The sequence below is a fragment of the Aeromicrobium chenweiae genome, assembly GCF_003065605.1.
GTDB lineage: Bacteria > Actinomycetota > Actinomycetes > Propionibacteriales > Nocardioidaceae > Aeromicrobium > Aeromicrobium chenweiae.
In genome coordinates this window covers 3333861-3356956 of sequence record NZ_CP026952.1, presented here as the reverse complement: position 1 = coordinate 3356956, position 23096 = coordinate 3333861, and the positions used below count along the sequence as shown (strand labels likewise).

Annotated in this window: 24 protein-coding genes and 1 riboswitch; of the genes, 11 read left to right on the top strand and 13 right to left on the bottom strand. The window is 73.4% G+C overall.

All coding sequences use genetic code 11. From position 1 onward, the window contains the following. The 7 genes from C3E78_RS16345 to C3E78_RS16315 all read left to right on the top strand — a co-directional run bounded on the left by C3E78_RS16345 (position 1) and on the right by C3E78_RS16315 (position 6733). Positions 1–1098, top strand: a complete 1098-nt coding sequence (locus C3E78_RS16345) for an energy-coupling factor transporter transmembrane component T (RefSeq protein WP_108580227.1) — start codon at positions 1–3, stop codon at positions 1096–1098. Further along, complete coding sequence (locus C3E78_RS16340) at positions 1095–2678, top strand: ABC transporter ATP-binding protein (protein WP_108580225.1); 1584 nt, start codon at positions 1095–1097, stop codon at positions 2676–2678. The genes C3E78_RS16345 and C3E78_RS16340 overlap by 4 nt, the downstream gene beginning before the upstream one ends. Beyond that, positions 2675–3505, top strand: coding sequence for an ECF transporter S component family protein (locus C3E78_RS16335; protein ID WP_108580223.1), 831 nt, complete (start codon positions 2675–2677; stop codon positions 3503–3505). Before C3E78_RS16340 ends, C3E78_RS16335 begins: the two co-directional genes overlap by 4 nt. 143 nt (positions 3506–3648) lie before the next feature. After that, entirely contained in the window at positions 3649–3852 is a 204-nt protein-coding gene (locus C3E78_RS16330) for a cold-shock protein (RefSeq protein WP_056208020.1), read from the top strand. 90 nt (positions 3853–3942) lie between these two features. Then, positions 3943–4506 carry an antibiotic biosynthesis monooxygenase gene (locus C3E78_RS16325; RefSeq protein WP_108580221.1) on the top strand — a complete coding sequence of 188 codons (564 nt, stop codon included), beginning with the start codon at positions 3943–3945 and terminating at the stop codon, positions 4504–4506. Continuing rightward, positions 4503–5996 (top strand): cobyric acid synthase, encoded by a 1494-nt coding sequence (locus C3E78_RS16320; RefSeq protein ID WP_108580219.1) that lies wholly within the window; start codon positions 4503–4505, stop codon positions 5994–5996. Before C3E78_RS16325 ends, C3E78_RS16320 begins: the two co-directional genes overlap by 4 nt. Next, on the top strand, positions 5993–6733 hold the full coding sequence (locus tag C3E78_RS16315) for a cobalt-precorrin-6A reductase (protein WP_108580217.1): 741 nt from the start codon (positions 5993–5995) through the stop codon (positions 6731–6733). The genes C3E78_RS16320 and C3E78_RS16315 overlap by 4 nt, the downstream gene beginning before the upstream one ends. Here C3E78_RS16315 and C3E78_RS16310 read toward each other — a convergent pair. Further along, a complete protein-coding gene (locus C3E78_RS16310; RefSeq protein ID WP_108580214.1) occupies positions 6684–7631 on the bottom strand; it encodes a cobalamin biosynthesis protein in 948 nt (315 codons plus the stop codon). The two genes, C3E78_RS16315 and C3E78_RS16310, sit on opposite strands and share 50 nt — an antisense overlap. A gap of 55 nt (positions 7632–7686) precedes the next feature. On the opposite strand from C3E78_RS16310, the gene C3E78_RS16305 reads away from it, so the two are divergent. Further along, positions 7687–8217, top strand: a complete 531-nt coding sequence (locus C3E78_RS16305) for a bifunctional adenosylcobinamide kinase/adenosylcobinamide-phosphate guanylyltransferase (protein WP_108580212.1) — start codon at positions 7687–7689, stop codon at positions 8215–8217. A gap of 109 nt (positions 8218–8326) precedes the next feature. On the opposite strand, the gene C3E78_RS16300 is transcribed toward C3E78_RS16305, so the two are convergent. From C3E78_RS16300 to C3E78_RS16260, 9 genes are all read right to left on the bottom strand, one after another. Further along, the gene (locus tag C3E78_RS16300; protein ID WP_108580210.1) at positions 8327–9340 is read right to left on the bottom strand and encodes an enoyl-CoA hydratase/isomerase family protein; all 1014 of its coding nucleotides are present in this window, start codon (positions 9338–9340) and stop codon (positions 8327–8329) included. After that, positions 9340–10368, bottom strand: coding sequence for a nicotinate-nucleotide--dimethylbenzimidazole phosphoribosyltransferase (gene cobT, locus C3E78_RS16295; RefSeq protein WP_108580208.1), 1029 nt, complete (start codon positions 10366–10368; stop codon positions 9340–9342). The genes C3E78_RS16300 and cobT overlap by 1 nt, the downstream gene beginning before the upstream one ends. Next, entirely contained in the window at positions 10365–11156 is a 792-nt protein-coding gene (locus C3E78_RS16290; protein ID WP_108580206.1) for a CbtA family protein, read from the bottom strand. The genes cobT and C3E78_RS16290 overlap by 4 nt, the downstream gene beginning before the upstream one ends. Before the next feature lie 84 nt (positions 11157–11240). After that, entirely contained in the window at positions 11241–11450 is a 210-nt protein-coding gene (locus tag C3E78_RS16285) for a CbtB domain-containing protein (RefSeq protein WP_108580204.1), read from the bottom strand. A gap of 165 nt (positions 11451–11615) precedes the next feature. Continuing rightward, complete coding sequence (locus tag C3E78_RS16280; RefSeq protein ID WP_108580202.1) at positions 11616–12077, bottom strand: histidine phosphatase family protein; 462 nt, start codon at positions 12075–12077, stop codon at positions 11616–11618. After that, positions 12074–13081 carry a uroporphyrinogen-III C-methyltransferase gene (gene cobA / locus C3E78_RS16275; RefSeq protein ID WP_108580200.1) on the bottom strand — a complete coding sequence of 336 codons (1008 nt, stop codon included), beginning with the start codon at positions 13079–13081 and terminating at the stop codon, positions 12074–12076. Before cobA ends, C3E78_RS16280 begins: the two co-directional genes overlap by 4 nt. Further along, positions 13072–15522 (bottom strand): bifunctional hydrogenobyrinic acid a,c-diamide synthase/histidinol phosphate aminotransferase CobBC, encoded by a 2451-nt coding sequence (cobBC, locus tag C3E78_RS16270; protein WP_108580198.1) that lies wholly within the window; start codon positions 15520–15522, stop codon positions 13072–13074. The genes cobA and cobBC overlap by 10 nt, the downstream gene beginning before the upstream one ends. After that, a complete protein-coding gene (gene cobO / locus C3E78_RS16265; RefSeq protein ID WP_108580196.1) occupies positions 15519–16133 on the bottom strand; it encodes a cob(I)yrinic acid a,c-diamide adenosyltransferase in 615 nt (204 codons plus the stop codon). Before cobO ends, cobBC begins: the two co-directional genes overlap by 4 nt. After that, entirely contained in the window at positions 16133–18163 is a 2031-nt protein-coding gene (locus C3E78_RS16260) for a VWA domain-containing protein (RefSeq protein ID WP_108580194.1), read from the bottom strand. The genes cobO and C3E78_RS16260 overlap by 1 nt, the downstream gene beginning before the upstream one ends. A gap of 46 nt (positions 18164–18209) precedes the next feature. Next, a riboswitch (cobalamin riboswitch) is annotated at positions 18210–18343 on the bottom strand. A gap of 139 nt (positions 18344–18482) precedes the next feature. Here C3E78_RS16260 and cbiE point away from each other — a divergent pair. Beyond that, the gene (gene cbiE, locus C3E78_RS16255) at positions 18483–19694 is read left to right on the top strand and encodes a precorrin-6y C5,15-methyltransferase (decarboxylating) subunit CbiE (protein WP_108580192.1); all 1212 of its coding nucleotides are present in this window, start codon (positions 18483–18485) and stop codon (positions 19692–19694) included. Then, positions 19691–20449, top strand: a complete 759-nt coding sequence (gene cobM, locus C3E78_RS16250; RefSeq protein WP_108580935.1) for a precorrin-4 C(11)-methyltransferase — start codon at positions 19691–19693, stop codon at positions 20447–20449. The genes cbiE and cobM overlap by 4 nt, the downstream gene beginning before the upstream one ends. Here cobM and C3E78_RS16245 read toward each other — a convergent pair whose 3' ends face one another. Both C3E78_RS16245 and C3E78_RS16240 read right to left on the bottom strand, forming a co-directional pair. Then, positions 20450–20965 (bottom strand): mismatch-specific DNA-glycosylase, encoded by a 516-nt coding sequence (locus C3E78_RS16245; protein WP_108580190.1) that lies wholly within the window; start codon positions 20963–20965, stop codon positions 20450–20452. Positions 20966–21002: 37 nt separating this feature from the next. Further along, positions 21003–21572 (bottom strand): TetR/AcrR family transcriptional regulator, encoded by a 570-nt coding sequence (locus C3E78_RS16240; protein ID WP_108580188.1) that lies wholly within the window; start codon positions 21570–21572, stop codon positions 21003–21005. 84 nt (positions 21573–21656) lie between these two features. Here C3E78_RS16240 and C3E78_RS16235 point away from each other — a divergent pair, with 84 nt between their 5' ends. Beyond that, positions 21657–22085 (top strand): organic hydroperoxide resistance protein, encoded by a 429-nt coding sequence (locus C3E78_RS16235; protein WP_108580186.1) that lies wholly within the window; start codon positions 21657–21659, stop codon positions 22083–22085. A gap of 57 nt (positions 22086–22142) precedes the next feature. Here C3E78_RS16235 and ligD read toward each other — a convergent pair whose 3' ends face one another. Then, the gene (ligD, locus tag C3E78_RS16230; protein WP_108580184.1) at positions 22143–23096 is read right to left on the bottom strand and encodes a non-homologous end-joining DNA ligase; all 954 of its coding nucleotides are present in this window, start codon (positions 23094–23096) and stop codon (positions 22143–22145) included.

Below are 23096 nucleotides of genomic sequence, written 5' to 3'. Positions count from 1 at the left end.
ATGGAGCGGGCCACCGTCCTGCCGCGCGACCTGCACCCCGGGGCCTGGTGGATCTGGTCCCTGGGGCTCGCGGCTGCCGTCTCGCAGATGGCCAACCCCGTCCTGATCCTGCTTGTGGTGCTCGTCACCTGCCTGGTGGTGCTCGCCCGGCGCACCGAGGCGCCGTGGGCGATGTCGTTCCGGATCTACCTGTACCTCGGGCTCGCGGTCGTCGTGATCCGCGTGCTGTTCCGCATCCTGCTCGGCGGCAGCGGCAGTGGCCCCGTGCTGTTCCGGCTGCCGGAGATCCCGCTCCCGGACGCCGCCGCGGGGGTGACCCTGCTGGGTGCGGTCACCCGGGACTCGCTCCTCGCCGGCCTGTACGACGGCATGCGCCTGGCCGCGATCATCATCTGCGTCGGAGCGGCCAACGCCCTGGCCAACCCCAAGCGCCTGCTCAAGTCGCTCCCCCCGGCGCTGTACGAGGTCGGCACGGCCGTCGTCGTCGCCCTGTCGGTGTTCCCCCAGCTCGCCGAGAGCGTGCAGCGGGTGCGTCGCGCCCGCCGGCTGCGGGGCGATCCGGGCAAGGGGATGTCGTCGTTGCGCCGCATCGTCGTGCCGGTGCTCGAGGACGCGCTCGAGCGCTCGATGTCCCTGGCGGCAGGCATGGATGCCCGGGGCTACGGCCGGTCCGGTCGGGCGACGAGCCGCGAGCGGGCCTGGACCGGCGCGCTGATGCTGGCCGGGTTGATCGGCCTGTGCGTCGGCACGTACGGATACCTCGACGCGACCACCCCACGGCTGCTGTCCTGGCCCATGCTCCTGGCCGGTGGCGCGCTCGCGGCCCTGGGATTCGCCTCGGCCGGACGCCGCGTGGAGCGTACGCGCTACCGCCCCGACCGCTGGCGGGCCGGCGAGATCGTCGCGGTCGCCTCCGGCGTGGTGCCGGCCCTGCTGGTGGGCGTGCTCGCCGACCGCGAGCCCGCGGTCATCCTGTCGTCGGTGTCGGAGGCCCCGGCGCTGTCCGCCGCGGCTCTCGTCGCTGTCATGATCGGCGTCGTGCCGGCCTTCCTCACGCCCCCGCCGGTGCTCGACCCGATGGCGGAGGTGCGGCGATGATCGAGCTGCGCGGGCTGTCGTTCCGCCACGACGGAGCGTCCGCGCCGACGCTGCGTGGCGTCGACCTCGTGCTGCCCGAGGGCGAGCTGGTGCTCGTCGCCGGACGCACGGGCTCGGGCAAGTCGACCCTGCTCGGGACGTTCAACGGCCTCGTCCCGCACTTCACCGGCGGGGAGCTGGCTGGCGACGTGCTGGTCGACGGGGCGTCGATCCGCGGTCGGGCACCCCGCGAGCTGGCGGACGTCATCGGCTACGTCGGGCAGGACCCGCTCGCCGGGTTCGTCAGCGACATCGTCGAGGACGAGCTCGCGTACGGGATGGAGCAGCTGGGGCTGGACCCGCAGACGATGCGTCGCCGGGTCGAGGAGACCCTCGACCTGCTCGGCATCGCATCGCTGCGGTCCCGCCCGCTCCGGACCCTGTCCGGCGGCCAGCAACAGCGGGTCGCGATCGGTGCGGTCCTGACGATGCACCCACGGGTCCTGGTGCTGGACGAGCCGACCTCCGCGCTCGACCCGACCGCGGCCGAGGACGTCCTGGCCACCCTGGCCCGCCTGGTCGACGACCTGGGACTGACCGTCGTGGTCGCCGAGCACCGCATGGAGCGGGTCATCCCGTTCGCCGACCGGCTCGTGCTCGTCGAGGACGGCACGGTCCGGGACGGGCCGCCCGCACGGATGCTCGTGGACTCCGTCGTGGCGCCGCCGGTCATCGAGCTGGGCCGGCTGGCCGGCTGGTCGCCGCTGCCGCTGTCGGTGCGCGAGGCCCGCCGTGCCCGAGGCTCGCTCGGTGAGCTGCCCGTCCCGACGCCGCCGTCGGACGAGACGCCCGCAGCGCTGCTGACCGCCCGCGGCGTCTCGGTGGCGTACGGCTCGCTCGTCGCGGTGCGGGACGTCGACCTGGTGGTGCCGGCCGGGGAGGTCGTGGCGCTGATGGGGCGCAACGGCTCGGGCAAGTCCAGCCTGCTGTGGGCCGTGCAGGGCACCGGCAAGCGGCGCAGCGGGACGGTCTCGGTGCACGGGCAGGACCCGGGGGAGCTGTCCAGCAGCAAGGCCCGCGCGCTGGTCGGCCTGGTGCCGCAGACCGCGAGCGACCTGCTCTACCTCGAGACCGTCGACCAGGAGTGCGCCGCGGCGGACCGCCAGGCCGACGCCGAACCGGGGACCTGCCGCAGCATCCTGGACCGGCTCGTCCCGGGCATCGCCGGCGACGCCCACCCGCGGGACCTCTCCGAGGGGCAGCGGCTGTCGGTGGTGCTGGCGATCGTCCTGACGGCCGATCCGCCCGTGGTCGCGCTCGACGAGCCGACCCGTGGCCTGGACTACCTCGCCAAGACGGCCCTCGCCGACATCCTGCGCGGCATCACGGCGCAGGGGCGGTCCGTGCTCCTCGCCAGCCACGACATCGAGTTCATCGCGCACGTGGCCGACCGGTGCGTCGTCCTGGCGGACGGCGAGGTCGTCTCCACCGGGCGGACGGCCACGGTGCTGGCCGAGTCGCCCGCGTTCGCGCCCCAGGTCTCCAAGATCCTCGGCCCGGCCTGGCTGACCGTCGAGCAGGTCGCGGAGGCCCTGGGATGAGCGTGGTCTCCGCCATCCGGGTGCGTCCGCGGTCGGTCGCGGTCATCACGGTGGCATCCGTCGCCGGCCTGATGATGTTCCTGTGGCCGCTGCTGCTCGCGCCCGACCAGGACACCACCCGGGTCGACCCGCCGTTCTTCTTCCTGCTGCTGCTCCCGCTGATCGTGGGCGTCGTCGTCGCCGAGCTGACCGAGGGCGGCATGGACTCCAAGGCGCTGGCGATGCTCGGCGTGCTGACCGCGATCAACGCGGCGATGCGCGCCCTCGGGGCCGGCACCGCGGGCATCGAGCTGGTCTTCTTCCTGCTGATCCTGGCGGGACGGGTGTTCGGTGCCGGTTTCGGGTTCGTGCTCGGTTGCACGTCGTTGTTCGCGTCGGCGCTCATCACCTCCGGGGTGGGGCCGTGGATGCCGTTCCAGATGCTTGCCTCGGCGTGGATCGGGATGGGCGCGGGGATGCTGCCGCGGCGATTCACGGGCAAGGCCGAGATCGCGGTGCTGGTCGTCTACGGGATCGTGATCTCGTACCTGTACGGGCTGCTCATGAACATGTCGTCGTGGCCGTTCCTGCTCGGCGTCGAGGTGCCCGGCCACGAAGGCGGGCTGTCGTTCGTGCCCGGTGCGCCGCTGTGGGACAACCTGCACCGCTTCGGGATCTACACCCTCCTGACCTCCACCGCGGGCTGGGACACCGGGCGGGCGATCACCAACTCGATCGCCCTCGTGGCCCTCGGTCCGGCCATTCTCGCGACGCTTCGCCGGGCCGCGCGACGCGCCCGATACGTCGATCCGGTGCCCGATTCCCCGTTGGGCGCCGAAACGCGCTAGGGTGGACATCAGTTGCACGACGTTGGGCTGTACGAACGAATGACGTTCCATGTTTGTGGTCTTGATTTCTTCTCGGTTGGATGTGTGTCGCGACGGCCGTTCGCGAAAGGCGCGATCGGCAATTCGCAAGAAGGAGCAAGACAATGGCTACAGGAACTGTCAAGTGGTTCAACGCTGACAAGGGCTTCGGATTCATCGCCCCCGACGACGGCAGCGAGGACGTGTTCGCGCACTTCTCGGCCATCGCGACGAGCGGCTACCGCTCGCTCGACGAGAACCAGAAGGTCGAGTTCGACGTGGAGCAGGGCCAGAAGGGCCTGCAGGCGACGAACATCCGTCCCCTCTGATCCCACTGATCTGAACTAGATCACCGCAAGACCCCCGGAGCCTTGGCTCCGGGGGTCTTTGCATTCGGTCGCACTCCTAGGATGGAGTCCATGCCCGGACCCGTCACCGTCTCGATCACCCGGCACGTGGATCCGTCGCAGGAGGACCAGATGCACGCCTGGCTGCGGGCGGGCACCGAGCTGGCCGAGCGCTTCGAGGGCTTCCTCGGCTCGGGGTGGGTGCGTCCCGACAAGGACTCGACCACGTGGCACATGCTCTACCGCTTCGCCTCGCCGCAGTCGCTGGAGTCGTGGGAGGGCTCGGCGCAGCGACGTTGGTGGCTCGACTCCGCCCAGGGCTTCGTCGCCGAGGCGTCGCGCGAGCACCGCACGGGCATCGAGGGCTGGTTCGACGAGCCGTCGAACGTCGACGTGGCCGACCTGCGGACGGGCGCGCAGCCACCCCCGCGCTGGAAGCAGATGGTGTCGATCTTCATCGTGTTCTTCCCGCTGAGCCTCGTCGCCAACGAGCTGGGACGGGTCTACCTCGACGACTGGTGGCTGGCGGCGCGGGTGCTGCTGACCGTGTGCGTCATGACGCCGCTGATGACGTACGTTCTGCTGCCCTGGGTCACCGGGCTCCTCGGGCCCTGGCTGCACCGGGAGCGCGCATGACCGCGCTGCTGGTGGCCGGCACGACGTCCGACGCCGGCAAGAGCATCCTGACGACGGGCCTCTGCCGGGCGTTCGCCCGCCGCGGCCTGGACGTGGCGCCCTACAAGGCGCAGAACATGTCCAACAACTCGATGGTGTGCCTCGGACCGGACGGGACGGGCGCCGAGATCGGCCGCGCGCAGTGGGTGCAGGCGCTCGCCGCGCGCGCGGTGCCGGAGGCGGCGATGAACCCCGTCCTGCTCAAGCCCGGTGGTGACCGTGCCAGCCATGTCGTCGTCATGGGGCAGCCGGCGGGCGAGATCACCTCCGCGGAGTTCATCGGTGGCCGCACCCACCTCGCTGCCGCCGCCCACGCGGCGTACGACGACCTGCTGTCGCGCCACGACATCGTGGTCTGCGAGGGCGCGGGCAGCCCGACCGAGATCAACCTGCGCGCCGGCGACTACGTCAACATGGGGCTCGCCCGGCACGCCGACATCCCCACGATCGTCGTCGGCGACATCGACCGGGGCGGGGTCTTCGCCGCGATGTACGGCACCGTCGCCCTGCTCGACCCGGACGACCAGCGGCTCGTCGCCGGTTTCGTGGTCAACAAGTTCCGCGGTGACGAGAGCCTGCTGGCACCCGGGCTGGACCGGCTCGAGCAGCTCACCGGCCGCCGGGTCTTCGGCGTCCTGCCCTGGAGCACGGACCTGTGGCTGGACTCGGAGGACGCGCTCGACCTCGCGGGTCGCCGGGCGGCCGACCGGGACGCGGCGCTGCGTGTCGCGGTCATCCGGCTGCCCCGCATCAGCAACTTCACCGACGTGGACGCGCTGGGCCTCGAGCCGGACGTGGACGTCGTCTTCGCCAGCGACCCGCGGGACGTGTCCGACGCCGACGTCGTGGTCCTGCCCGGCACGCGCGCGACCATCTCCGACCTGCGCTGGCTGCGGGCGCGCGGCCTGGACCGGGCGATCGCGACCCAAGCGGCGGCCGGTCGGCCGGTGCTCGGCATCTGCGGTGGCTTCCAGATGCTGGGTCGCACGATCAGCGACCCTGACGGCGTCGAGGGCGAGGCCGGGGCAGACGTGGAGGGGCTCGGCCTGCTCGACGTCGCCACGACGTTCAGCGCTGACAAGGTCCTGCGGCTGCCCACGGGGCACGCGCTGGGTGCCGACGCGTCCGGTTACGAGATCCACCACGGCCGGATCACTCGTGGCAGCGGCGAGGAGTTCCTGGGCGGGGCGCGGGCGGGCGGCGTCTTCGGCACGATGTGGCACGGCAGCCTGGAGTCCGACGGGTTCCGGCGCGCGTTCCTGCAGGAGGCGGCGGCCCTGGCCGGGCGGACGTACACGTCCGGCGACGTCAGCTTCGCCGCCAGCCGCGAGGCGCGGCTCGACCTGCTGGGCGACCTCGTCGAGCAACGGCTGGACGTCGACGCCCTGCTCAAGCTCGCCGAGACGGGCGTGCCGGCTGACCTGCCGGTGCTGCCGTCCGGGCCGGCATGACCGTCCTGCTGCTGGGCGGCACCGGCGAGGCGCGTGAGCTCGCGGCGCTGCTGCTGGCGCGGCAGGTGCGGTTCGTGTCGTCGCTGGCCGGCCGCGTGGCCCGCCCCCGGCTGCCCGTCGGCGCGGTGCAGATCGGCGGGTTCGGCGGCGTCGCGGGCCTTCGGGCGTACCTCGCCGAGCAGCGCATCTCGGCGGTCGTCGACGCGACGCACCCGTTCGCGGAGGGCATGAGCCGCAACGCCGTCGCGGCCTGCACCGCCGACGGGGTGCCGCTGCTGCGCCTCGAGCGTCCCGGGTGGTCCGGTGCGCCCGGCGCCGAGCGGTGGCACTGGGTCGACGACCACGACGCGGCAGCTGCGCTGACCGCGACCCTGGGGGAGAGGCCGTTCCTGACCGTGGGCCGGCAGTCGCTCGACCGGTTCGTCGGCCCGCTGGCCTCGACTGCCGCGCTCGTCCGGGCCGTGGACCCGCCCGAGATCGATCTGCCCGCTCGGTGGACGGTGCTGCTGAGCCGGGGTCCGTACGACCTCGACGGCGAGTGGGAGGTCATGGCACCGGTCGACGTCCTCGTGACGAAGGACTCCGGCGGCCGGCACACCTGGTCCAAGATGCAGGTCGCGGACGAGATGGGCATCCCGGTCGTGGTGGTCCGCCGGGCGGCCGCTGGCTCCGGCGTGCGGACCGTGCCTACCGCGGGTGACGCCGCCGACTGGGTCGTGCAGCGAGCCCAGCGCTGACCGCCAGGGCGCCGAGCGAGACGAGGTCCGCGAGACGTACGGCGCGGGTGATGTCGGCGGGCCGCGCGGGACGTCCGTCGCCGAGCGTCGGTCGGTGCTCGACCCGGGTGCCGTAGACGTTCGTCCCGCCGAGCTGGACGCCGAGGGCGCCGGCGAACGACGCCTCCACCGGGCCGGCGTTCGGACTGGGGTGCCGGCGGGCGTCACGGGTCCACGCCTCGAAGGCGTCGGCGGGGCGACCGGCGACCACCGGCGCCAGGACTGCGGCGAGGAGCGCGGAGAGGCGCGCGGGCGCGAGGTTGAGGACGTCGTCGAGACGCGCGGAGGCCCAGCCGAACTCGCGGTGGCGCTCGCTGCGGTGGCCCACCATCGCGTCCAGGGTGTTGGCCGCCCGGTAGGCGAGCAGCCCGCCGATCCCGCCGACGGCGCCGGCGAGCAAAGGGGCCACGACGGCGTCGGAGGTGTTCTCCGCGACCGACTCGACCGTGGCGCGTGAGATCTCCCCGGCGTCGAGGTGGGACGGGTCGCGGCCGACGAGGTGGGTGAGCTGCTGACGGGCGGCCGGCAGGTCGTCGCGGGCGAGGTGCGCCTGCACGCGCCGGGCCTCGCGGCCCAGAGACCGTCCACCGAGGACGGCCCAGGTCGCCGTCGCGGTGAGCAGCGTCCGGACGAGGGGGTGGTGGGCGGTCGCCCGGTCGGCGGTCGCGCCCGCGGCGGCGGTGCTGCCGACCAGCGCGGCGGCGTACGCGATGCCGGTCCTGCGGTCGTCGGCCCACACGCGGCGCTCCAGGGCGACGGCGACCTGCCCGAAGGCGGCGACCGGGTGGTGCCGGGCCGGGTCGCCCAGCACGCGGTCGGCGGCGAAGCCGAGGACGAGACCGATGGCGCGCGATCGCATGCAGGGGCTCCTCGGACGATCGGCGGTAGGCTCGCCTTGACCCTAGCGAGGTGGCATGAAGGTTCTGGTCACGGGCGGAGTGCGCTCAGGAAAGTCGTTCCACGCCGAGTCGTTGCTGATCGCGGCAACCCATGTCACGTACGTCGCGCCCGGCCCGCTGCCGGACGTGGACGTCGATCCCGAGTGGGCGGCGCGTGTCGCGGTCCACCGCGAGCGGCGGCCCGAGCACTGGGAGACGCTGGAGACGCAGGACCTGGCGGCGGCGATCCGCGGCGCCGAGGGCGCGGTGCTGATCGACTGCCTCGGCACCTGGCTCACGGCCGTCATCGACGAGCTCGACGGCTGGGACCAGCTGCGCGACGACTGGGAGCCGGTCCTGCTCGACCGGGTCGACGCCACGGCGCGCGCGATCGCGGAGCACGGTGACACGGTGGTCGTGGTGACCAACGAGGTCGGCATGGGCGTCGTCCCCGAGCACCGCTCCGGTCGGCTCTTCCGCGACCTGCTCGGCGTCGTCAACCAGGGCATCGCCGAGGAGTGCGACGACGTCCTGCTCGTCGTCTCCGGCCGCGTCCTCCGCCTCTGACCGCCCGTGGACGGTTTCCCACGGGACCGTGGTAATTCGTCACTCCCCTCGTGTTGAGACGCGAGGTAAGTGCCCAAATCCCACGGTACCGTGGGAAACCGTCACCGGGTCAGGGGAAGAGGTGGCGGAACGCGGTCGGGTCGACGTCGGGCAGGGACGGTGGGTCCCAGCGGGGTGAGCGGTCCTTGTCGATGACCTGGGCTCGGATGCCCTCGGCCATGTCGGGGACGGTCAGCAGGTGCGTGGAGACGGCGAGGTCCTGGTCGAGCGCGGTGCGCAGGTCCGGCAGGGTCGCGGCCCGTCGCAGTGCCGCGAGGGTGAGCGTGACCGCGGTGGGGGACCGTGACTCGATGTCGTCCGCCGCCCGGTGAGCGGCCTCGACGTCGGAGGCCCGGAGACGCTTCACCACGGTGAGCACGTCGTCGCCGGCGTACGCGGCGTCGATCCAGTCCCGCTGGGCGGCCAAGGACGATGGGGGCGCCTCGGTCGCGAGGCGGTCGAGGACGGCGTCGGGGGCCTGGGTCTCCAGGTCGAGCACGAGCTCCGCGAGCCGTTCGCTCGGCACCAGGACGTCCGCCAGCCCGAGCGCGATCGCGTCGGCGGCGTCGGCGTTGGACGCGGTCAGCGCGAGGTGGGTGCCGAGCTCGCCGGGCGCCTGGGCCAGCAGCCACGGTCCGCCCACGTCCGGGACGAACCCGATGCGGGTCTCGGGCATGCCAACGGACGAGCGCTCGGTCACCACGCGGTGGCGCGCGTGGGCGGAGATGCCGACGCCGCCACCCAGGACGATGCCGTCCATCAGGGCGACGACGGGCTTGGGGAAGGTCGCGATCGTGTGGTCGAGGACGTACTCGTCGCGCCAGAAGTCGACGGACTCATGCGTCCCGTCACGGGCGGAGCGGTACATGCCCTGCAGGTCGCCGCCTGCGCACAGCCCGCGGTCGCCGCGACCGGCGACCAGGACCGTGGCGACGGCCTCGGAGGTGGCCCAGTCGTCGAGCGCCCGCTGCATGAGGTGCACCATCTCGGGGACGAGCGCGTTGATCGCCCGCGGCCGGTTGAGCTCCAGCACGCCGAGGTGTCCGCGTCGCTCGACGACGACGAGCGGCTCCGCGTCGGACATCAGCCGAGGTCCGACAGCAGGGCGACGTCCGACAGCAGCAGGGCCGCCGAGCGGACGACCGGCACGGCCGCGACCGCACCGCTGCCCTCGCCGAGCCGCATGCCGAGGTCGAGGATCGGCGACAGCCCGAGCTTGTCCAGCGCGAGCGCCTGCGCCGGCTCGGTCGAGCGGTGCCCGGCGGCGAACCACTCCGCTGCGCCCGGCGCGAGGCGGTCGGCCATGACCGCGGCCGCGACCGAGATGACGCCGTCGAGCAGGACCGGGACGCCGGCGCGTGCCGCGGCCGCCAGGAAGCCTGCGGCGGCGGCGAGGTCCGCGCTGCCGAGGGCGGTCAGGGTGTCGACCGGGTCGGTGACCCGGCTGCCGGCGCGGTCGAGGGCCTGCTGGACGATCTCGGTCTTGCGCGCCAGCCCGGCCTCGTCGACGCCGGTGCCGCGGCCGGTGACCTCGGACGCCGGGAGCCCGAGCGACGCGGCGATGAGGGCAGCCGCCGGCGTCGTGTTGCCGATGCCCATGTCGCCGCCGATGAGCAGCTGTGCGCCGGCGGCGATCTCCTCGGCCGCGACCGTCTCTCCCACGGCGATCGAGCGACGGGTCTCGTCGGCGGTCAGGGCGTCCTCGAGGTGGATCGCACCGCTGCCGCGACGGATCTTGAAGGCGGTGACCTCGGCCGGCACGCCCGCCAGGTCGTCCTCGACGCCGATGTCGAGCACGCGGACGCTCACCCCGTGCTGCGCCGCGAGGACCGACACGGCGGCCTTGCCGAGCAGGAAGGTGCGGACCATCGCCGGGGTGATCGCCTTGGGGAACGCCGAGACGCCGTGGTCGGCGACACCGTGGTCGCCGGCGAAGATCACCGTGCGCACGCGGTCGACCGGCACGGGCGGCACCTGTCCCTGGACGGTCGCGACCCACACCGCGAGCTCACCGAGGCGACCGAGCGCACCGGGCGGGGTCGCGAGCGCCGCCAGGCGGGCCGTGGCCTCGGCGCGCACCGCCGGGGACGGCGGGGAGACCGGCGCGCTCACAGGCTCGCCGCCAGGTCGCGGCGGACGACCCGGACGGTCTCCTGCTCGTGCAGTCGCCCGACGAGTCCGACCAGGATGATGCCGAGACCGGCCCACAGCGTGGCGTTCGTCAGCAGGGACGCCAGGCGGAACTGCCAGAGGGTGTCGGCCGGGAAGCTGCCGAGCTCGTTCACGGTCGGCATCGCGAGAGCCGTGACGACCACGACCGCGAGGAAGCCGCCGACGGTGGCCAGGACGGTCCGGTAGGTGCCGAGGCGGGGAAGCAGGAGGCGTGCCGCTGCCACGGCTGCGACCGCGGCGAGGACCGCGATGCCCTGGACGACGAAGTAGTGCAGCGTCCGGTCGCCGATCGTGTCGGCGTTGCCGACGGCGGGTGGGGTGGACGGATACTTCAGGAAGGGCACGAGACTGAACGATACGTACCCCACGAGGGCGACGAGTGCGGTGGACTGGCTCGGGCGCAGCCGGCCGAGGCGGCCGACCGCGAACGCCGAGGCGAGTCCGACGACACCGCCGAGCGCCGTGCCGACCGTGAGGATGCCGGTCGCGAGCCCGAAGGTCGACTGGACGTCCCGCGGCACCTCGGTGCCGTCGTCGGCGTGGGAGTGGGTGTGGCCGTCGGCGTGCTCGTGCGGGGCCGTGTCGGCCGTGGCCGCGGAGCCGGCCTCCTCGATGGCGATGGCGGCGTCGACCTGCGGCTCACCGACCGTGCAGGCGATGCCGAAGGAGAACAGGGAGGCGATGAAGCCCGCGAGGAGTCCGCGGACCAGGAGCTGGCGAGGTGTCATGGGTCGTCCGATGTCTGAGGGCGCTGGTCGAGGCAGCGCGAGGAGGACCGACCGCCGGGGCGGGCCGATCAGGAGGAGGTGGGATCAGTGGCAGGGGAAGCCGAGCAGGTGGCGTCCGTCGTGGACCCACTCATGGATGGCGTTGCCCGACGGGATCGACACGGCGCCCTGGTCGGCGCTGATGAAGAACAGCACGATGGCGGCGACGAGGAAGACGAACGCCGCCCAGGGGGCGAGCTCGGCGACCGGGATCGCGGGGATCTCGACCTCAGGGATGGCGGTGGTCTGCGACATGGGTACTCCTCAAGGGATGAAAGCGTCCCGTGGATTGGATGTGACCGCCGCTCCGTCTGGGTCTGGCTTCGCCGCAAAGGGCGTCACAGTAGCGCTACTGCGCCGGAGTCTCACCGGCTTCCTCAGGAGTGGTTCGCCCATCCTAGGGACGCACCGACCACCGGGTCAACGAGGCGGCAGGGTGACGGTGACCTCGCGGGTCGCGGGATCGACACTCGTGATCGACCCGTTGTCGGCCGGCTCGGGGCGCTGGCCGCTGAGGAGCCCGACGGCCAGACCGATCGTGTCGCCGTGGCTCACCACGACCGTGTGGTCGGGCAGGTCGCGGTCGAGGATCTGCTGCACCCGGACCAGGACGTTCGTGTAGTTCTCGTCGAGTCCCTTCTCGAGCAGCAGGGGCTCGATCTCGACCTCGAGGCCGAGGCGCTCGCCGATGATCTCGGCCGTCTGCCGGGCCCGGTTCGCGGGCGAGCTGAGCAGGCGCACGACGCCGCGGTCGGCGAGGGCCTCCGCGGCGTGGGCGGCCTGCTCCCGGCCGAGGTCGGTCAGGGGCGGACTGATCTCGTGGCCCTGCATCCGGTCCATGACGTTCCAGGTGGACTGTCCGTGCCGGACCCACAGGATCATGCGAGCTCCTCCTGGTCGGGGCCGTCGAGGCCCGGGATGTCCACGACGCTGCCGATCACCGCGACGGCCGGCGCGCCGATGCCAACTGCCGTGGCCGCCGCATCGATGGTGTCCAGCGTCGCACGGACGACCTGCTGGCTCGGCAGCGCGCCGTCCGCGACCACGGCCGCAGGGGTCGCGGGGTCGAGACCGGCGGAGGTGAGCGCGGCACAGATCGCGCCCAGCGTGCGCACGCCCATCAGCACCACGAGCGTCGAGCCCGAGCGGGCCAGCGCGGCGTAGTCGAGCGTGCTCTCGGGATGGCCCGGCGGGACGTGCCCGGAGACCACGGTGAACCCCTGGGTCAGGCCCCGGTGGGTGACCGGGATGCCGGCCAGCGCCGGGGCGGCGATCGCGGAGGTCACGCCGGGGACGACGCGGGTGCGGATCCCCGCGTCGTGGCACGCGAGCAGCTCCTCGCCCCCGCGGCCGAAGACGAAGCTGTCCCCGCCCTTGAGGCGCACGACGTGGCGACCGGACGTGGCGTGCTCGACCAGCAGGCGGTTGATCTCGTCCTGGCTGGTCGACCGTCCGCCGGGGATCTTGGCGACGTCGACGACCTGCACGCCCGGCCGGGCCCAGCCGAGGGCCGCGATCGGGGCGAGCCGGTCGGTGACGATGACGTCGGCGGACTCGATCGCCGCCCGTCCCGCCACGGTCAGCAGCCCGGGGTCGCCGGGGCCTCCGCCCACGAGCGTCACCGAGCCCGTGCGGGCGCCGGGCTCGTGGTCGGTGGCGGTGGGCCGGACGCGCAGCACGAGGTCGTACGCCGTGAGGTCGTGCGGGCCGGGGTCGCGGAGCCACGCGAGCAGCCCCCGGTGGGCGAGGTCCTCCAGCGACGCGGTCAGCTCGGCGGCGACGACGGTGACCCGGGCCCCGCCGGCGAGCAGGGCGGACACCTGGCCCGCGGCGCGGATGTCACCGCCGACGACAGCGGCGTCCATGCCGGTGACGTTCAGCTCCATCGCGCGCCTCCCTCGGTGATCAGGGTGGTCAGCAGCTTGCGGGTGGTCTCGGGCCGGCGGACCGCGATGCGCACCCAGGCGTCGTCCAGGCCCGGGAACGTGTCGGCGCGACGGACGGCGTACCCGGCCTCCCGGAGACGTCGGTGCGTGCCGCGGCCGACCTTCGCCAGGACGAACGGCGCCGCCGGGGCGACGAACGCGATGCCGAGCTCGGTGAGGCCGTCGGTGAGCACGGCGCGCCAGCCGGCGATCGCGGTCGCACGGACGGCCGCCTCGGCTCGGGCCTCCTCCGACGCGGTCGCGACCATCGCGGCGATCGCCTGGGCCGAGACCGACCACGGGGGCTGCTGGCGGCGCAGGTCGGCCAGGAGTGCGCTGTCCCCGAGGACGTACCCGGCGCGGACGCCCGGGATCGACCACAGCTTGGTGAGGCTGCGGACGACCAGGAGGCCGGACAGTGGGGTGCCGGCCAGCGATCCCCGCTCGCCGGGCACCGCGTCCATGAACGCCTCGTCGACGACCACGACCCGGCCGGGGCGCAGCAGGGCGCGCAGGCTCCGCTCGGGGTGCAGGACGCTGGTCGGGTTGGTCGGGTTGCCGACCACCACCAGGTCTGCGTCCTCGGGGACCCGTGCAGGATCCAGGGCGAACCCCGCGCCTGGGTCGCACAGGACGTGCTCGGGAGTGTGGCCGGCCGCGACGAGCGCCGCGTCGGGCTCGGTGAACTGCGGGTGCACCACGACGGGCCGCCACCACGGGCGGGCGCGTGCGACGAGGCCGAACGCCTCGGCGGCGCCGGCGGTGGCCAGGACCTCGTCGGCGGGCCGACCGTGACGACGGGCGATCGCGTGCTCGGCTCGCGTGGGGTCGGGGTAGGCGCCGACGTCGTGGAGCGCCGCGAGCAGTGCCTCGTCCAGCCAGCCCGGCCGCGGGGCGTCGTGGATGTTCACGGCGAGGTCGACGAGACCCGGTGCGAGCTCCCGGTCGCCGTGCCACGCCCGGGCGTCCGGGCCGCTCAGAGGAGACGGTGCGCTGGTGCGGACGGGTGCCGTCGGGGCGGGTGCCGCAGCAGCCGTCCCGGGGCCGACGAAGGAGTGGACCCGGTCGGCGAACCTCTGGGCGATGCGCGGGTGGCCGGCCCAGTGGGTGTGCAGGTACGACGCGTGGAGCGTGTCCGAGCCGAATCCGTGCGGCACGCCGTCGATGAGGAGGGCGGGTTCGCCTCCCGCCCGCGGCTCGACGGTCGTGCGGTGGAACTCGTGCCCGGTGACGCGGGTGCCCGCGGCCCCCAGCAGCTGGTCCGTCGGCACGACGACCGACCGGTACGACAGGGTCAGGCGGGGGGTCATGACCGCGTCGGCGTCCAGCGCCCCCACCATCGGCAGGTCGTCGACGGACCTGCACAGGTACAGCAGGCCGGCGCACTCCGCGACGGTCGGCATGCCGGCGACGACCGCCGCGCGCAGCGACTCGCGCAGCGGGGCGTTGGCGGCCAGTCCGGCGGCGTGGACCTCGGGGAAGCCGCCGCCCAGGTAGAGCCCCGCCGTGCCGTCGGGGAGCCGCTCGTCGGTGAGCGGGTCGAACGTCACGACGTCGCAGCCGGCTGCGCGGAGGAGCTCCTCGGTCTCGGCGTAGCGGAACGTGAAGGCCCGTCCGCCGGCCATGGCGATGACCGGGCGTCCGGTCGTGGGGGCGTGGACCACGTCGGCGGGGTCCCACGGCGTGGCGTCGAGCGGCGGGGCCGAGCGGGCGAGGGCGAGGAGCTGGGCGAGGTCGACCCGGTCGGCGATCTGTGCGGCGAGCCGGTCGAGCGCGTGCGCCGCGTCGTCCCGCTCGTCCGCGGGCACGAGACCCAGGTGCCGGGACGGCGCCACGATCCCGTCGTCGCGCTGCAGCACCCCGAGGACGGGCAGGCCGGTGGACTCCAGGGCGCTCACCACCTCGGCCGCGTGGCGCTCGGAGCCGGCCTTGTTGAGGATGACGCCGACGACCCGCACGGACGGGTCGAACGCGACCATCCCCTGCACGGTCGCGGCGATCGAGCGGGAGGCGTGGGAGATGTCGACGACCAGCACGACGGGCGTACGCGTGACGGTGGCGACGTGCGCCGTCGACGCGAAGCCCTCACCCCCGATCTGGCCGTCGTGCAGGCCCATGACGCCCTCCACGATCGCGACGTCGGCGCCGCGGGCGCCGTGCAGCAGCAGCGGGACGAGGCGGTGCTCGCCGACCATGTGCGGGTCGAGGTTGCGGCCGGGTCGGCCGGTCGCGAGTGCGTGGTAGCCGGGGTCGATGTAGTCGGGTCCGACCTTGTGTCCCGAGACGACGTGGCCGGCACGGGACAGCGCGGCCATGAGTCCGGTCGCGATCGTGGTCTTGCCGTGCCCGGACGCCGGTGCCGCGATCACGAGCCGGGCCAGGGACGTGGGGGTCGCGGTCACCACTCGATGCCTCGCTGACCCTTCTGGCCGTTGTCGAACGGGTGCTTGACGTGCTGCATCTCGGTCACGAGGTCGGCGACCTCGATGAGGCGCTGATCGGCTCGGCGTCCCGTGACCACGACGTGCTGGCGGCCCGGACGGCTCGCGAGCGTCCGGACGACGTCCTCGACGTCCACCCAGCCCCACGCCATGGGGTAGGTGAACTCGTCCAGCACGTACAGGTCGTGGGTCTCGGCGGCGAGGCGGCGCTTGACCTCGGCCCAGCCCTCCGCGGCGTCCGCGGCGTGGTCCTCGGCGGTGCCGTCCTTGCGCGACCAGCTCCAGCCGGAGCCCATCTTGTGCCACTCGACGGGGCCCCCGACACCGGTCGTGTCGTGGAGCTCGGCGAGGCGCTCGAGGACGGTCTGCTCCCCGATGCGCCACTTCGCGGACTTCACGAACTGGAAGACGCCGATGTCCCAGCCCTGGTTCCAGCCCCGCATCGCGAGGCCGAACGCGGCGGTGGACTTGCCCTTGCCGTTACCGGTGTGGACCATCAGCAACGGCCGGTTCCGCCGCTGCCGGGTGGTGAGGCCGTCGTCGGGGACGGCGAGCGGCTGACCCTTGGGCATCAGGCCGCTCCCTCGCTCAGCCCGGACCGGACGACGTCGGTGAGCGCCGCGGCACTGACCTCCCCGAGCGGCACGTACTCGGCCAGCAGGTGCTCGGCCAACGTCCGGGCGAGCCCCATCCGGAACTTCCCCGTCTCGCAGTCGATGACCAGGCTCGCGACCCCGGTCGCGCCCAGGTGCCGAGCGACCTGGTGCGCGCGGGCGAGCGCATCGGGGCCGTACGTCGCGCGGCCGTCGGTGATCACGACCAGCAGGGGCCTCCGTCGGGGGTCGCGGACCCGCTCGAGGCGCAGCACGTCCGCGGTCCTCGACAGCGCCTCGGCCAGCGGGGTGCGGCCGCCGGCCGGGAGCTCGGCGAGCCGGGCGGCGGCGATGTCGATCGATCCGGTCGGGGGGAGGGCGAGCTCGGCGCCGTCCTGCCGGAAGGTGATCAGCCCGACCTTGTCGCGGCGCTGGTAGGCGTCCATCAGCAGCGACAGGATCGCGGTCTTGACCTGCTCCATGCGCCTGCGGGCGGCCATCGAGCCGGAGGCGTCGACGCAGAACAGGATCAGGTTGGACTCGTGGCCCTCCTTGATCGCGAGCCGCAGGTCGCCGGGACGGAAGTCCAGTCCCGTGCCGGTGCGGCCGCGGCTGACCTGGTGCGGGGCCGCGGCTCGGATCGTCTCGGTCAGGTGGATGGACCCGCCCCCGCCGCTGCGGGGCGCGGCGCCGATGCGCCGTCCGGTCTCGGTGATCGCACGGCTGCGTCGGCCGGACTCACCGGCCCCGGTGCCGCCGACCGTGAAGAGCCGCGGCCGGTACGGCTGCTGGGCCGCAGTCACCGTGACCTCCTCCGTCCCGCCCGCCGCCGACGAGTCACCCACGGACGCCGACGAGTCGCCCACGGACGCTGACGAGTCGCCCACGGACGCTGACGAGTCGCCCACGGACGCCGACGAGTCGCCCACGGACGCCGACGAGTCACTCCCGGATGCCGAGGAGTCACCAGCGCCGTCGTCCGCCTGGGGCGGCTCCGGCTCGTCGTCGCCGAGGATCTGGTCGAGCAGGTCCTCGTCGATCCCGGGGGCGTCGAACGGGTTGCGGCGCCGGCGGTGCGGCAGGGCGAGCCGGGCCGCAGCGCGTACGTCCTCGCGGCCGACCTCCACGCGTCCGTTCCAGGCGGCGTGGGCGGCGGCCGCACGGGCCGTGACGATGTCGGCGCGCATGCCGTCGACCTCGAACGCGGCACACACCTCGGCGATCTTGAGCATCGCCCAGTCCGAGAGGTCGACCTTCGTGATGAGCTCCTGCGCGGCCTGGATGCGCGCGGTCAGGTCGGCTTCGTCATCGGCGAACCGCGCGGCGAACGCGGCCGGGTCGGTCTCGTACGCGATCCGGCGGCGGACGACCTCGACGCGGGTGGCCGGGTCGCGTGGCGCGGCGACCTCGACGGTCAGCCCGAACCGGTCCAGCAGCTGCGGGCGCAGCTCGCCCTCCTCGGGGTTCATGGTCCCGACGAGGACGAAGCGCGCCGCGTGCTCGACCGAGACGCCGTCGCGCTCCACCGTGGAGCGGCCCATCGCCGCGGCGTCGAGCAGCAGGTCGACGAGGTGGTCGTGCAGGAGGTTGACCTCGTCGACGTAGAGGATGCCGCGGTGGGCGCGCGCGAGGAGTCCTGGCTCGTACTCCGTCACGCCCTCCGACAACGCCTTCTCCAGGTGCAGGGACCCGAGGACGCGGTCCTCGGTCGCACCGACGGGCAGCTCCACGAGGCGTACGGGACGGGTCTCGACGTCCACGTCGGGTGGGAACGGACCGTCCGGCGACAACGGGTCCGCCTCGCGGGGATCACTCGAGAAGCGGTCGCCCGCGACGACGTCGATCGGTGGCAGGACCGACGCGAGCGCGCGGACCATCGTCGACTTCGCGGTGCCCTTCTCGCCGCGGACGAGCACACCGCCGATCGCCGGCGAGATCGTGCTGAGGGTCAGGGCGAGCGCCATGTCGTCGGATCCGACGACAGCGCTGAAAGGGTAGTGCTGTGGCATCTGGGGCTCCCGCTCGTCTGCCGACGTACGGCGGACGCGGCTGCGTCCACCTGTCAGGCGCGAGGCCGGTCTTCGGACTTCCCAGATACCAGGTCTGGGTCACCGCAGCGGGTCCTGTGCCGGATTCTCACCGGCTTCCCGATTCTCCCCTTGCGGGGCACCTCGAGCCTTGTGCGGGCCACAGTAACGAGTGCGTCCGCCCGCCGCCTCCCGGGGCGTGGTGCTCCTGCCACCCGTCAGCCCGGAATCGGGACGGCAGACGGTGGCGTACGCACCGCCCCCCGGCGGGGACCGTCACCGGCCGATATCGTCGACGTCCGTGAGCACACGGGTGACGGTCGTCGGTATCGGCGCGGACGGATGGGCGGGCCTGACGGAGGCCGCACGGGCGCTGATCGACCACGCGCCGGTCGTCCTGGGCGGCGAGCGCCACCTGGCGATGCTCCCGGACACGCCTGACCAGATCCGGGAGTCCTGGCCCTCCCCGCTCCTCGAGGGACTGCCGGCACTGCTGGAGCAGCTCGACGGCCACGAGGTCGTGGCCCTGGCGTCGGGGGACCCGCTGGTCTCCGGCGTCGCGACGACCCTCGTCGGCCTGCTGGGCAAGGAGGCCGTGACGATCGTGCCGGCCGTCTCGTCGGTCGCGCTCGCCCGGGCGCGGATGCGCTGGTCGGCCGAGTCGACCGAGGTCGTCACCCTGGTCGGCCGCGACCCCCACCTCGTGGCGCGGTCCCTCGCCCCCGGGCTCCGCCTGATCATCCTGTCCTCGGACGGCTCGACGCCGACGGAGGTCGCGGCGCTGCTGACCGCGGCCGGCTACGGCGCCAGCCGCATGTCCGTCCTGGCCAACCTCGGGTCGGAGACGGAGTCCCGGCTCGACGGCGTGGCGGCCACCTGGTCGCAGGACTCACCCGCCCTCAACGTCATCGCGGTCGAGCTCGCGAGCTCGGGCGCCACGCCGCTCGGCTTCGTGGCCGGTCTCCCCGACGACGCGTTCGAGCACGACGGCCAGATCACCAAGCGGGACGTCCGGGCGTCGGCCCTCGCCCGCCTGGCCCCGGTGCCGGGCCAGCTGCTGTGGGACGTCGGTGCGGGTGCGGGCTCCGTCGGCATCGAGTGGCTGCGGGCCCACCCCACGTGCCGGGCGATCGCGGTGGAGGCCAAGGACGAGCGCGCCGAGCGGATCGGCCGCAACGCCGCGGCGCTGGGCGTCCCGGTCCTTCAGGTCGTCACCGGGCAGGCTCCCGGGGCCCTCGACGGCCTCGAGCGGCCGCACGCGATCTTCGTCGGCGGTGGGGCGACGGAGCCCGGCCTGGTCGAGGCGTGCTGGGAGGCGCTCCTGCCCGGCGGACGACTCGTGATCCACGGCGTCACCCTCGAGACCGAGGCGCTGCTGGCCGAGCGGTACGCACGCCTGGGCGGCGAGCTGACCCGTCTGCACGTCGAGCACGCCGCCCCGATCGGCCGGTTCACCGGATGGACCCCGGCGCGGGCCGTCATGCAGTGGGCCGTCACCAAGGCCGACGCGTGACCGTCCACTTCGTCGGGGCCGGTCCGGGCGCAGCCGACCTGCTGACGCTGCGCGCGGTGGCCTTGCTCAACGCCGCGGACGTCTGTGTGTACGCCGGCACGTACCTCGACGCTGCCGTGCTCGGGCACTGCCCGGACGGCGCGCGGCTGGTCGACACCCAGGACCTCGACCTGGACCAGATCACCGCACACCTCGTCGACGCGCACGCCGCGGGCCTGGAGGTCGTCCGCCTGTGCTCCGGCGACCCCTCGATCTACTCCGCGCTGCACGAGCAGACCCGCCGCCTCGACGCGCACGGCGTCCCGTGGGACGTCACCCCCGGCGTCCCCGCGTACGCTGCCGCGGCCGCCCGGCTCGGAGCAGAGCTCACGGTGCCGGAGGTCGTGCAGTCCGTGGTCCTGACCCGCACGCAGGCGCGGTCCACCGCGATGCCGTCGGGCGAGGAGCTCGCTGCGTTCGCCGCCACCGGGGCCACCCTCGTGCTGCACCTGGCGATCACCCGGGCCCGCGCACTGGCCGACGAGCTCGCCGAGACGTACGGCGGCGCGTGCCCCGTGGCCGTCGTGGCGAACGCGAGCCGGCCGACCGAGGTGGTCCTGCGCGGGACCCTGGACGACATCGCCGACCAGGTCGAGGACGCAGGACTGCGGCAGGCGGCGGTGATCCTCGTCGGCCCGGCGCTCGGTGAGGACGTGCGCGGTGCCGAGTCGTACCTCTACGACCCCGAGCGGGACCGAAGCGCGAAACGGACCTGATCAGACGGCAGCGCGGTCCGCGGCGACGAGATCCGCGAGCTCGGCCCACCAGGAGAGCCGGTCGGGACGCCCGCCGTGGTCCTTGCGCTGGTTGGCGCCGCTGCTGCTCGGCAGCACGAACACCTGTGCCCCGGCGATCGACCAGCGCTGTCGTCCGAGCGCGGGCCGGGGCTCGCCGAGCGTGCGTGCGACGGCGTCCGCGCCGACCCGTCCGTTGAACGCGATCCAGGCAGGGCCCGCCTCGCGCAGGGTCCGCACGAACGGGTCCACGTCGAACGGGTCGGGGGGCGAGAGCCGGCGCACGACGTCGACGAGGCCGATGCCGAGGCCCGGCAGGCGCGACTCGTCGGCCGGGGTCAGGAGCTCGGGGGTCATTCCGCTCTCGTGGAGGAGCCTCCAGAACCCGTTGCCGCGCTGGGCGTAGTGGTGGCCACGGTCGAAGGCGCACGGGCCGACCGCCGTCCCGCAGATCGCGAGGTCGATGTCGGGCGTCCAGATGTCGTCCAGCACGTCCATGCCGGCGAGGTACCCCAGGCGCTTCTCCTGATGCGGGTCAGCGGCCGATGATCGCGCGGCCCCCGGCGACGAGCGCGTCCGCGACCTGCTCGGGAGCCCGGCCGACGTAGCCCGACACCATCGCACCGTCGCGAAGCATCATGAGCTGCTCGGCCCTCACGGCGCTGTCGGCGACGCCGAGCTGGTCGAGGAGCTCACCGATCTGCGAGACCAGCCAGGCGCGGTGCTCCGCGATGACCCTCCGGCCGGGGTGGTCGTCCTCGGGCAGCTCCGCGGCCGCGTTGATGAAGGGGCAGCCGCGGAACCCGGGGGAGCAGCCGACCTGACCGACCATGTCGGCGTACCAGCGCAGCACGGCACCCGGATCGTCCGGGTGCTCCCGGCGCTGCGCGGTGATCGCGTCCTCCTCCTCGGCGGCACGCGCCGCGAGGTAGGCCGTGACGAGGTCGTCCTTGGTGGGGAAGTAGCGGTAGAACGTCACCTTCGAGACGTGTGCCGCCTCGATCAGCTTGTCGGCGCTGACCGCGCGGATCCCCTCGGCGTAGTAGCGCTCGGTCGCCGCGTCGAGGATGCGCTCGCGGACCGGCTTCATCTCGATGACGCTCATGGGCACCTGCTCTTGTCGGGGTGGTCGGGACGTGGTTCTATAGTAGACGTACTAGTTCGTCTACTTCAACCCCCGGGAGTCCCCATGCCTTCGCAGATCCTCTACACCGCCGTCGCCACGTCCGACGGAGACGGCCGCAACGGCCACGTCCGCTCGAACGACGGCCTCATCGACACCGACGTCCGCACGCCCAAGGAGATGGGTGGGGCAGGAGGCGCGACCAACCCCGAGCAGCTGTTCGCCGCGGGCTACGCCGCGTGCTTCCACTCCGCGCTGAAGGCCTCGAGCAAGCAGCACGGCGTGAAGATCGAGGACTCGGCCGTCACCGCCGAGGTCGGGATCGGCCCGAACGACGACGGAGGATTCGGCCTGGCGATCACGCTCCACGTCGAGCTGGGCGGCGTCTCGCAGGAGGACGCGCAGAAGGCCGTCGAGGTCGCGCACCAGGTGTGCCCCTACTCGAACGCGACCCGCGGCAACATCGACGTCAAGCTGGAGGTCGAGGTCGCCTGACCCGCCACGACGTCATCCCCGGTGCGGCGTCGACGCCTCGCCGGGGATGACGTCTGCTCACTCGTCGGGGCCGGCGGCCGGATCGACCCCGTCGCGCTCGTCCCGCTCGGCCCACCCCAGCAGCGGCCGGATGTCGAACCCGGCGTCGTCGATGCCCGCGTGCAGGTCGCCGAGGCGCTCGAGCCGCGGCGGCACGGTCTCGATCGTGAAGTCGTGCGGGTCCAGGTCGTCGATCTCGGACCACTCCACCGGCGTCGAGACCCGGCCGTCGGGGAAGCCGCGCACCGAGTACGCCGCCGCGATCGTGTGGTCGCGCGCGTTCTGGTTGTAGTCCACGAACAGCTTGGTGGGGTCGCGGTCCTTGCGCCACCAGGTCGTCGTGACGTCGGGGGAGCGCCGCTCGACCTCCCGCGCGAACGCCAGCGCCGCCCGGCGCACGTCCTGGAAGCCGTGCTCGGGCGGGATGCGGACGTACACGTGCAGGCCTGATCCGCCGGACGTCTTGGGGAAGCCGGTCGCGCCCAGCTCGTCGAGCACCTCGTGCACCACCCCCGCGACGCGCTGCACCGTGGCGAAGTCGCACTCCGGCCCCGGATCGAGGTCGATGCGCCACTCGTCGGGCTTCTCGACGTCCGCCCGGCGGCTGTTCCACGGGTGGAACTCCACGGTCGACATCTGCACGGCCCAGATGACTGTGGCCAGCTCGGTCACGCACACCTCGTCGACGTCGCGGTCGAACCGGGGGAAGTGGACGCTGACGGTCTCGAGCCACGGCGGCGCACCGTTGGGCACCTTCTTCTGGTGCACCTTCTCGCCCGCCAGCCCCTTCGGGAACCGGTGCAGCATGCAGGGGCGCTCGTACAGTGCGTTGACGATCGCGTCGCCGACCGAGAGGTAGTACTCGACCAGGTCGAGCTTGGTCCAGCCGTGGTCGGGGAAGTACACCCGGTCCGGGTTGGAGACGCGGACGACCCGCGGGCCCACCTCGATCTCCACCGCCGGGGACGCCAT

Excerpts from the sequence above, each read along its gene's own strand:
- C3E78_RS16345 (WP_108580227.1), top strand. The coding sequence starts at position 1 with ATGGAGCGGGCCACCGTCCTGCCGCGCGACCTGCACCCCGGGGCCTGG.
- C3E78_RS16315 (WP_108580217.1), top strand. The coding sequence starts at position 5,993 with ATGACCGTCCTGCTGCTGGGCGGCACCGGCGAGGCGCGTGAGCTCGCG.
- C3E78_RS16290 (WP_108580206.1), bottom strand. The coding sequence starts at position 11,156 with ATGACACCTCGCCAGCTCCTGGTCCGCGGACTCCTCGCGGGCTTCATC.
- C3E78_RS16285 (WP_108580204.1), bottom strand. The coding sequence starts at position 11,450 with ATGTCGCAGACCACCGCCATCCCTGAGGTCGAGATCCCCGCGATCCCG.
- C3E78_RS16330 (WP_056208020.1), top strand. The coding sequence starts at position 3,649 with ATGGCTACAGGAACTGTCAAGTGGTTCAACGCTGACAAGGGCTTCGGA.
- C3E78_RS16235 (WP_108580186.1), top strand. The coding sequence starts at position 21,657 with ATGCCTTCGCAGATCCTCTACACCGCCGTCGCCACGTCCGACGGAGAC.
- C3E78_RS16340 (WP_108580225.1), top strand. The coding sequence starts at position 1,095 with ATGATCGAGCTGCGCGGGCTGTCGTTCCGCCACGACGGAGCGTCCGCG.
- C3E78_RS16260 (WP_108580194.1), bottom strand. The coding sequence starts at position 18,163 with ATGCCACAGCACTACCCTTTCAGCGCTGTCGTCGGATCCGACGACATG.
- C3E78_RS16335 (WP_108580223.1), top strand. The coding sequence starts at position 2,675 with ATGAGCGTGGTCTCCGCCATCCGGGTGCGTCCGCGGTCGGTCGCGGTC.
- C3E78_RS16325 (WP_108580221.1), top strand. The coding sequence starts at position 3,943 with ATGCCCGGACCCGTCACCGTCTCGATCACCCGGCACGTGGATCCGTCG.
- C3E78_RS16310 (WP_108580214.1), bottom strand. The coding sequence starts at position 7,631 with ATGCGATCGCGCGCCATCGGTCTCGTCCTCGGCTTCGCCGCCGACCGC.
- C3E78_RS16305 (WP_108580212.1), top strand. The coding sequence starts at position 7,687 with ATGAAGGTTCTGGTCACGGGCGGAGTGCGCTCAGGAAAGTCGTTCCAC.
- C3E78_RS16280 (WP_108580202.1), bottom strand. The coding sequence starts at position 12,077 with ATGATCCTGTGGGTCCGGCACGGACAGTCCACCTGGAACGTCATGGAC.
- C3E78_RS16300 (WP_108580210.1), bottom strand. The coding sequence starts at position 9,340 with ATGTCCGACGCGGAGCCGCTCGTCGTCGTCGAGCGACGCGGACACCTC.
- C3E78_RS16320 (WP_108580219.1), top strand. The coding sequence starts at position 4,503 with ATGACCGCGCTGCTGGTGGCCGGCACGACGTCCGACGCCGGCAAGAGC.
- C3E78_RS16245 (WP_108580190.1), bottom strand. The coding sequence starts at position 20,965 with ATGGACGTGCTGGACGACATCTGGACGCCCGACATCGACCTCGCGATC.
- cobO (WP_108580196.1), bottom strand. The coding sequence starts at position 16,133 with ATGCCCAAGGGTCAGCCGCTCGCCGTCCCCGACGACGGCCTCACCACC.
- C3E78_RS16240 (WP_108580188.1), bottom strand. The coding sequence starts at position 21,572 with ATGAGCGTCATCGAGATGAAGCCGGTCCGCGAGCGCATCCTCGACGCG.
- ligD (WP_108580184.1), bottom strand. The coding sequence starts at position 23,096 with ATGGCGTCCCCGGCGGTGGAGATCGAGGTGGGCCCGCGGGTCGTCCGC.
- cobA (WP_108580200.1), bottom strand. The coding sequence starts at position 13,081 with ATGGAGCTGAACGTCACCGGCATGGACGCCGCTGTCGTCGGCGGTGAC.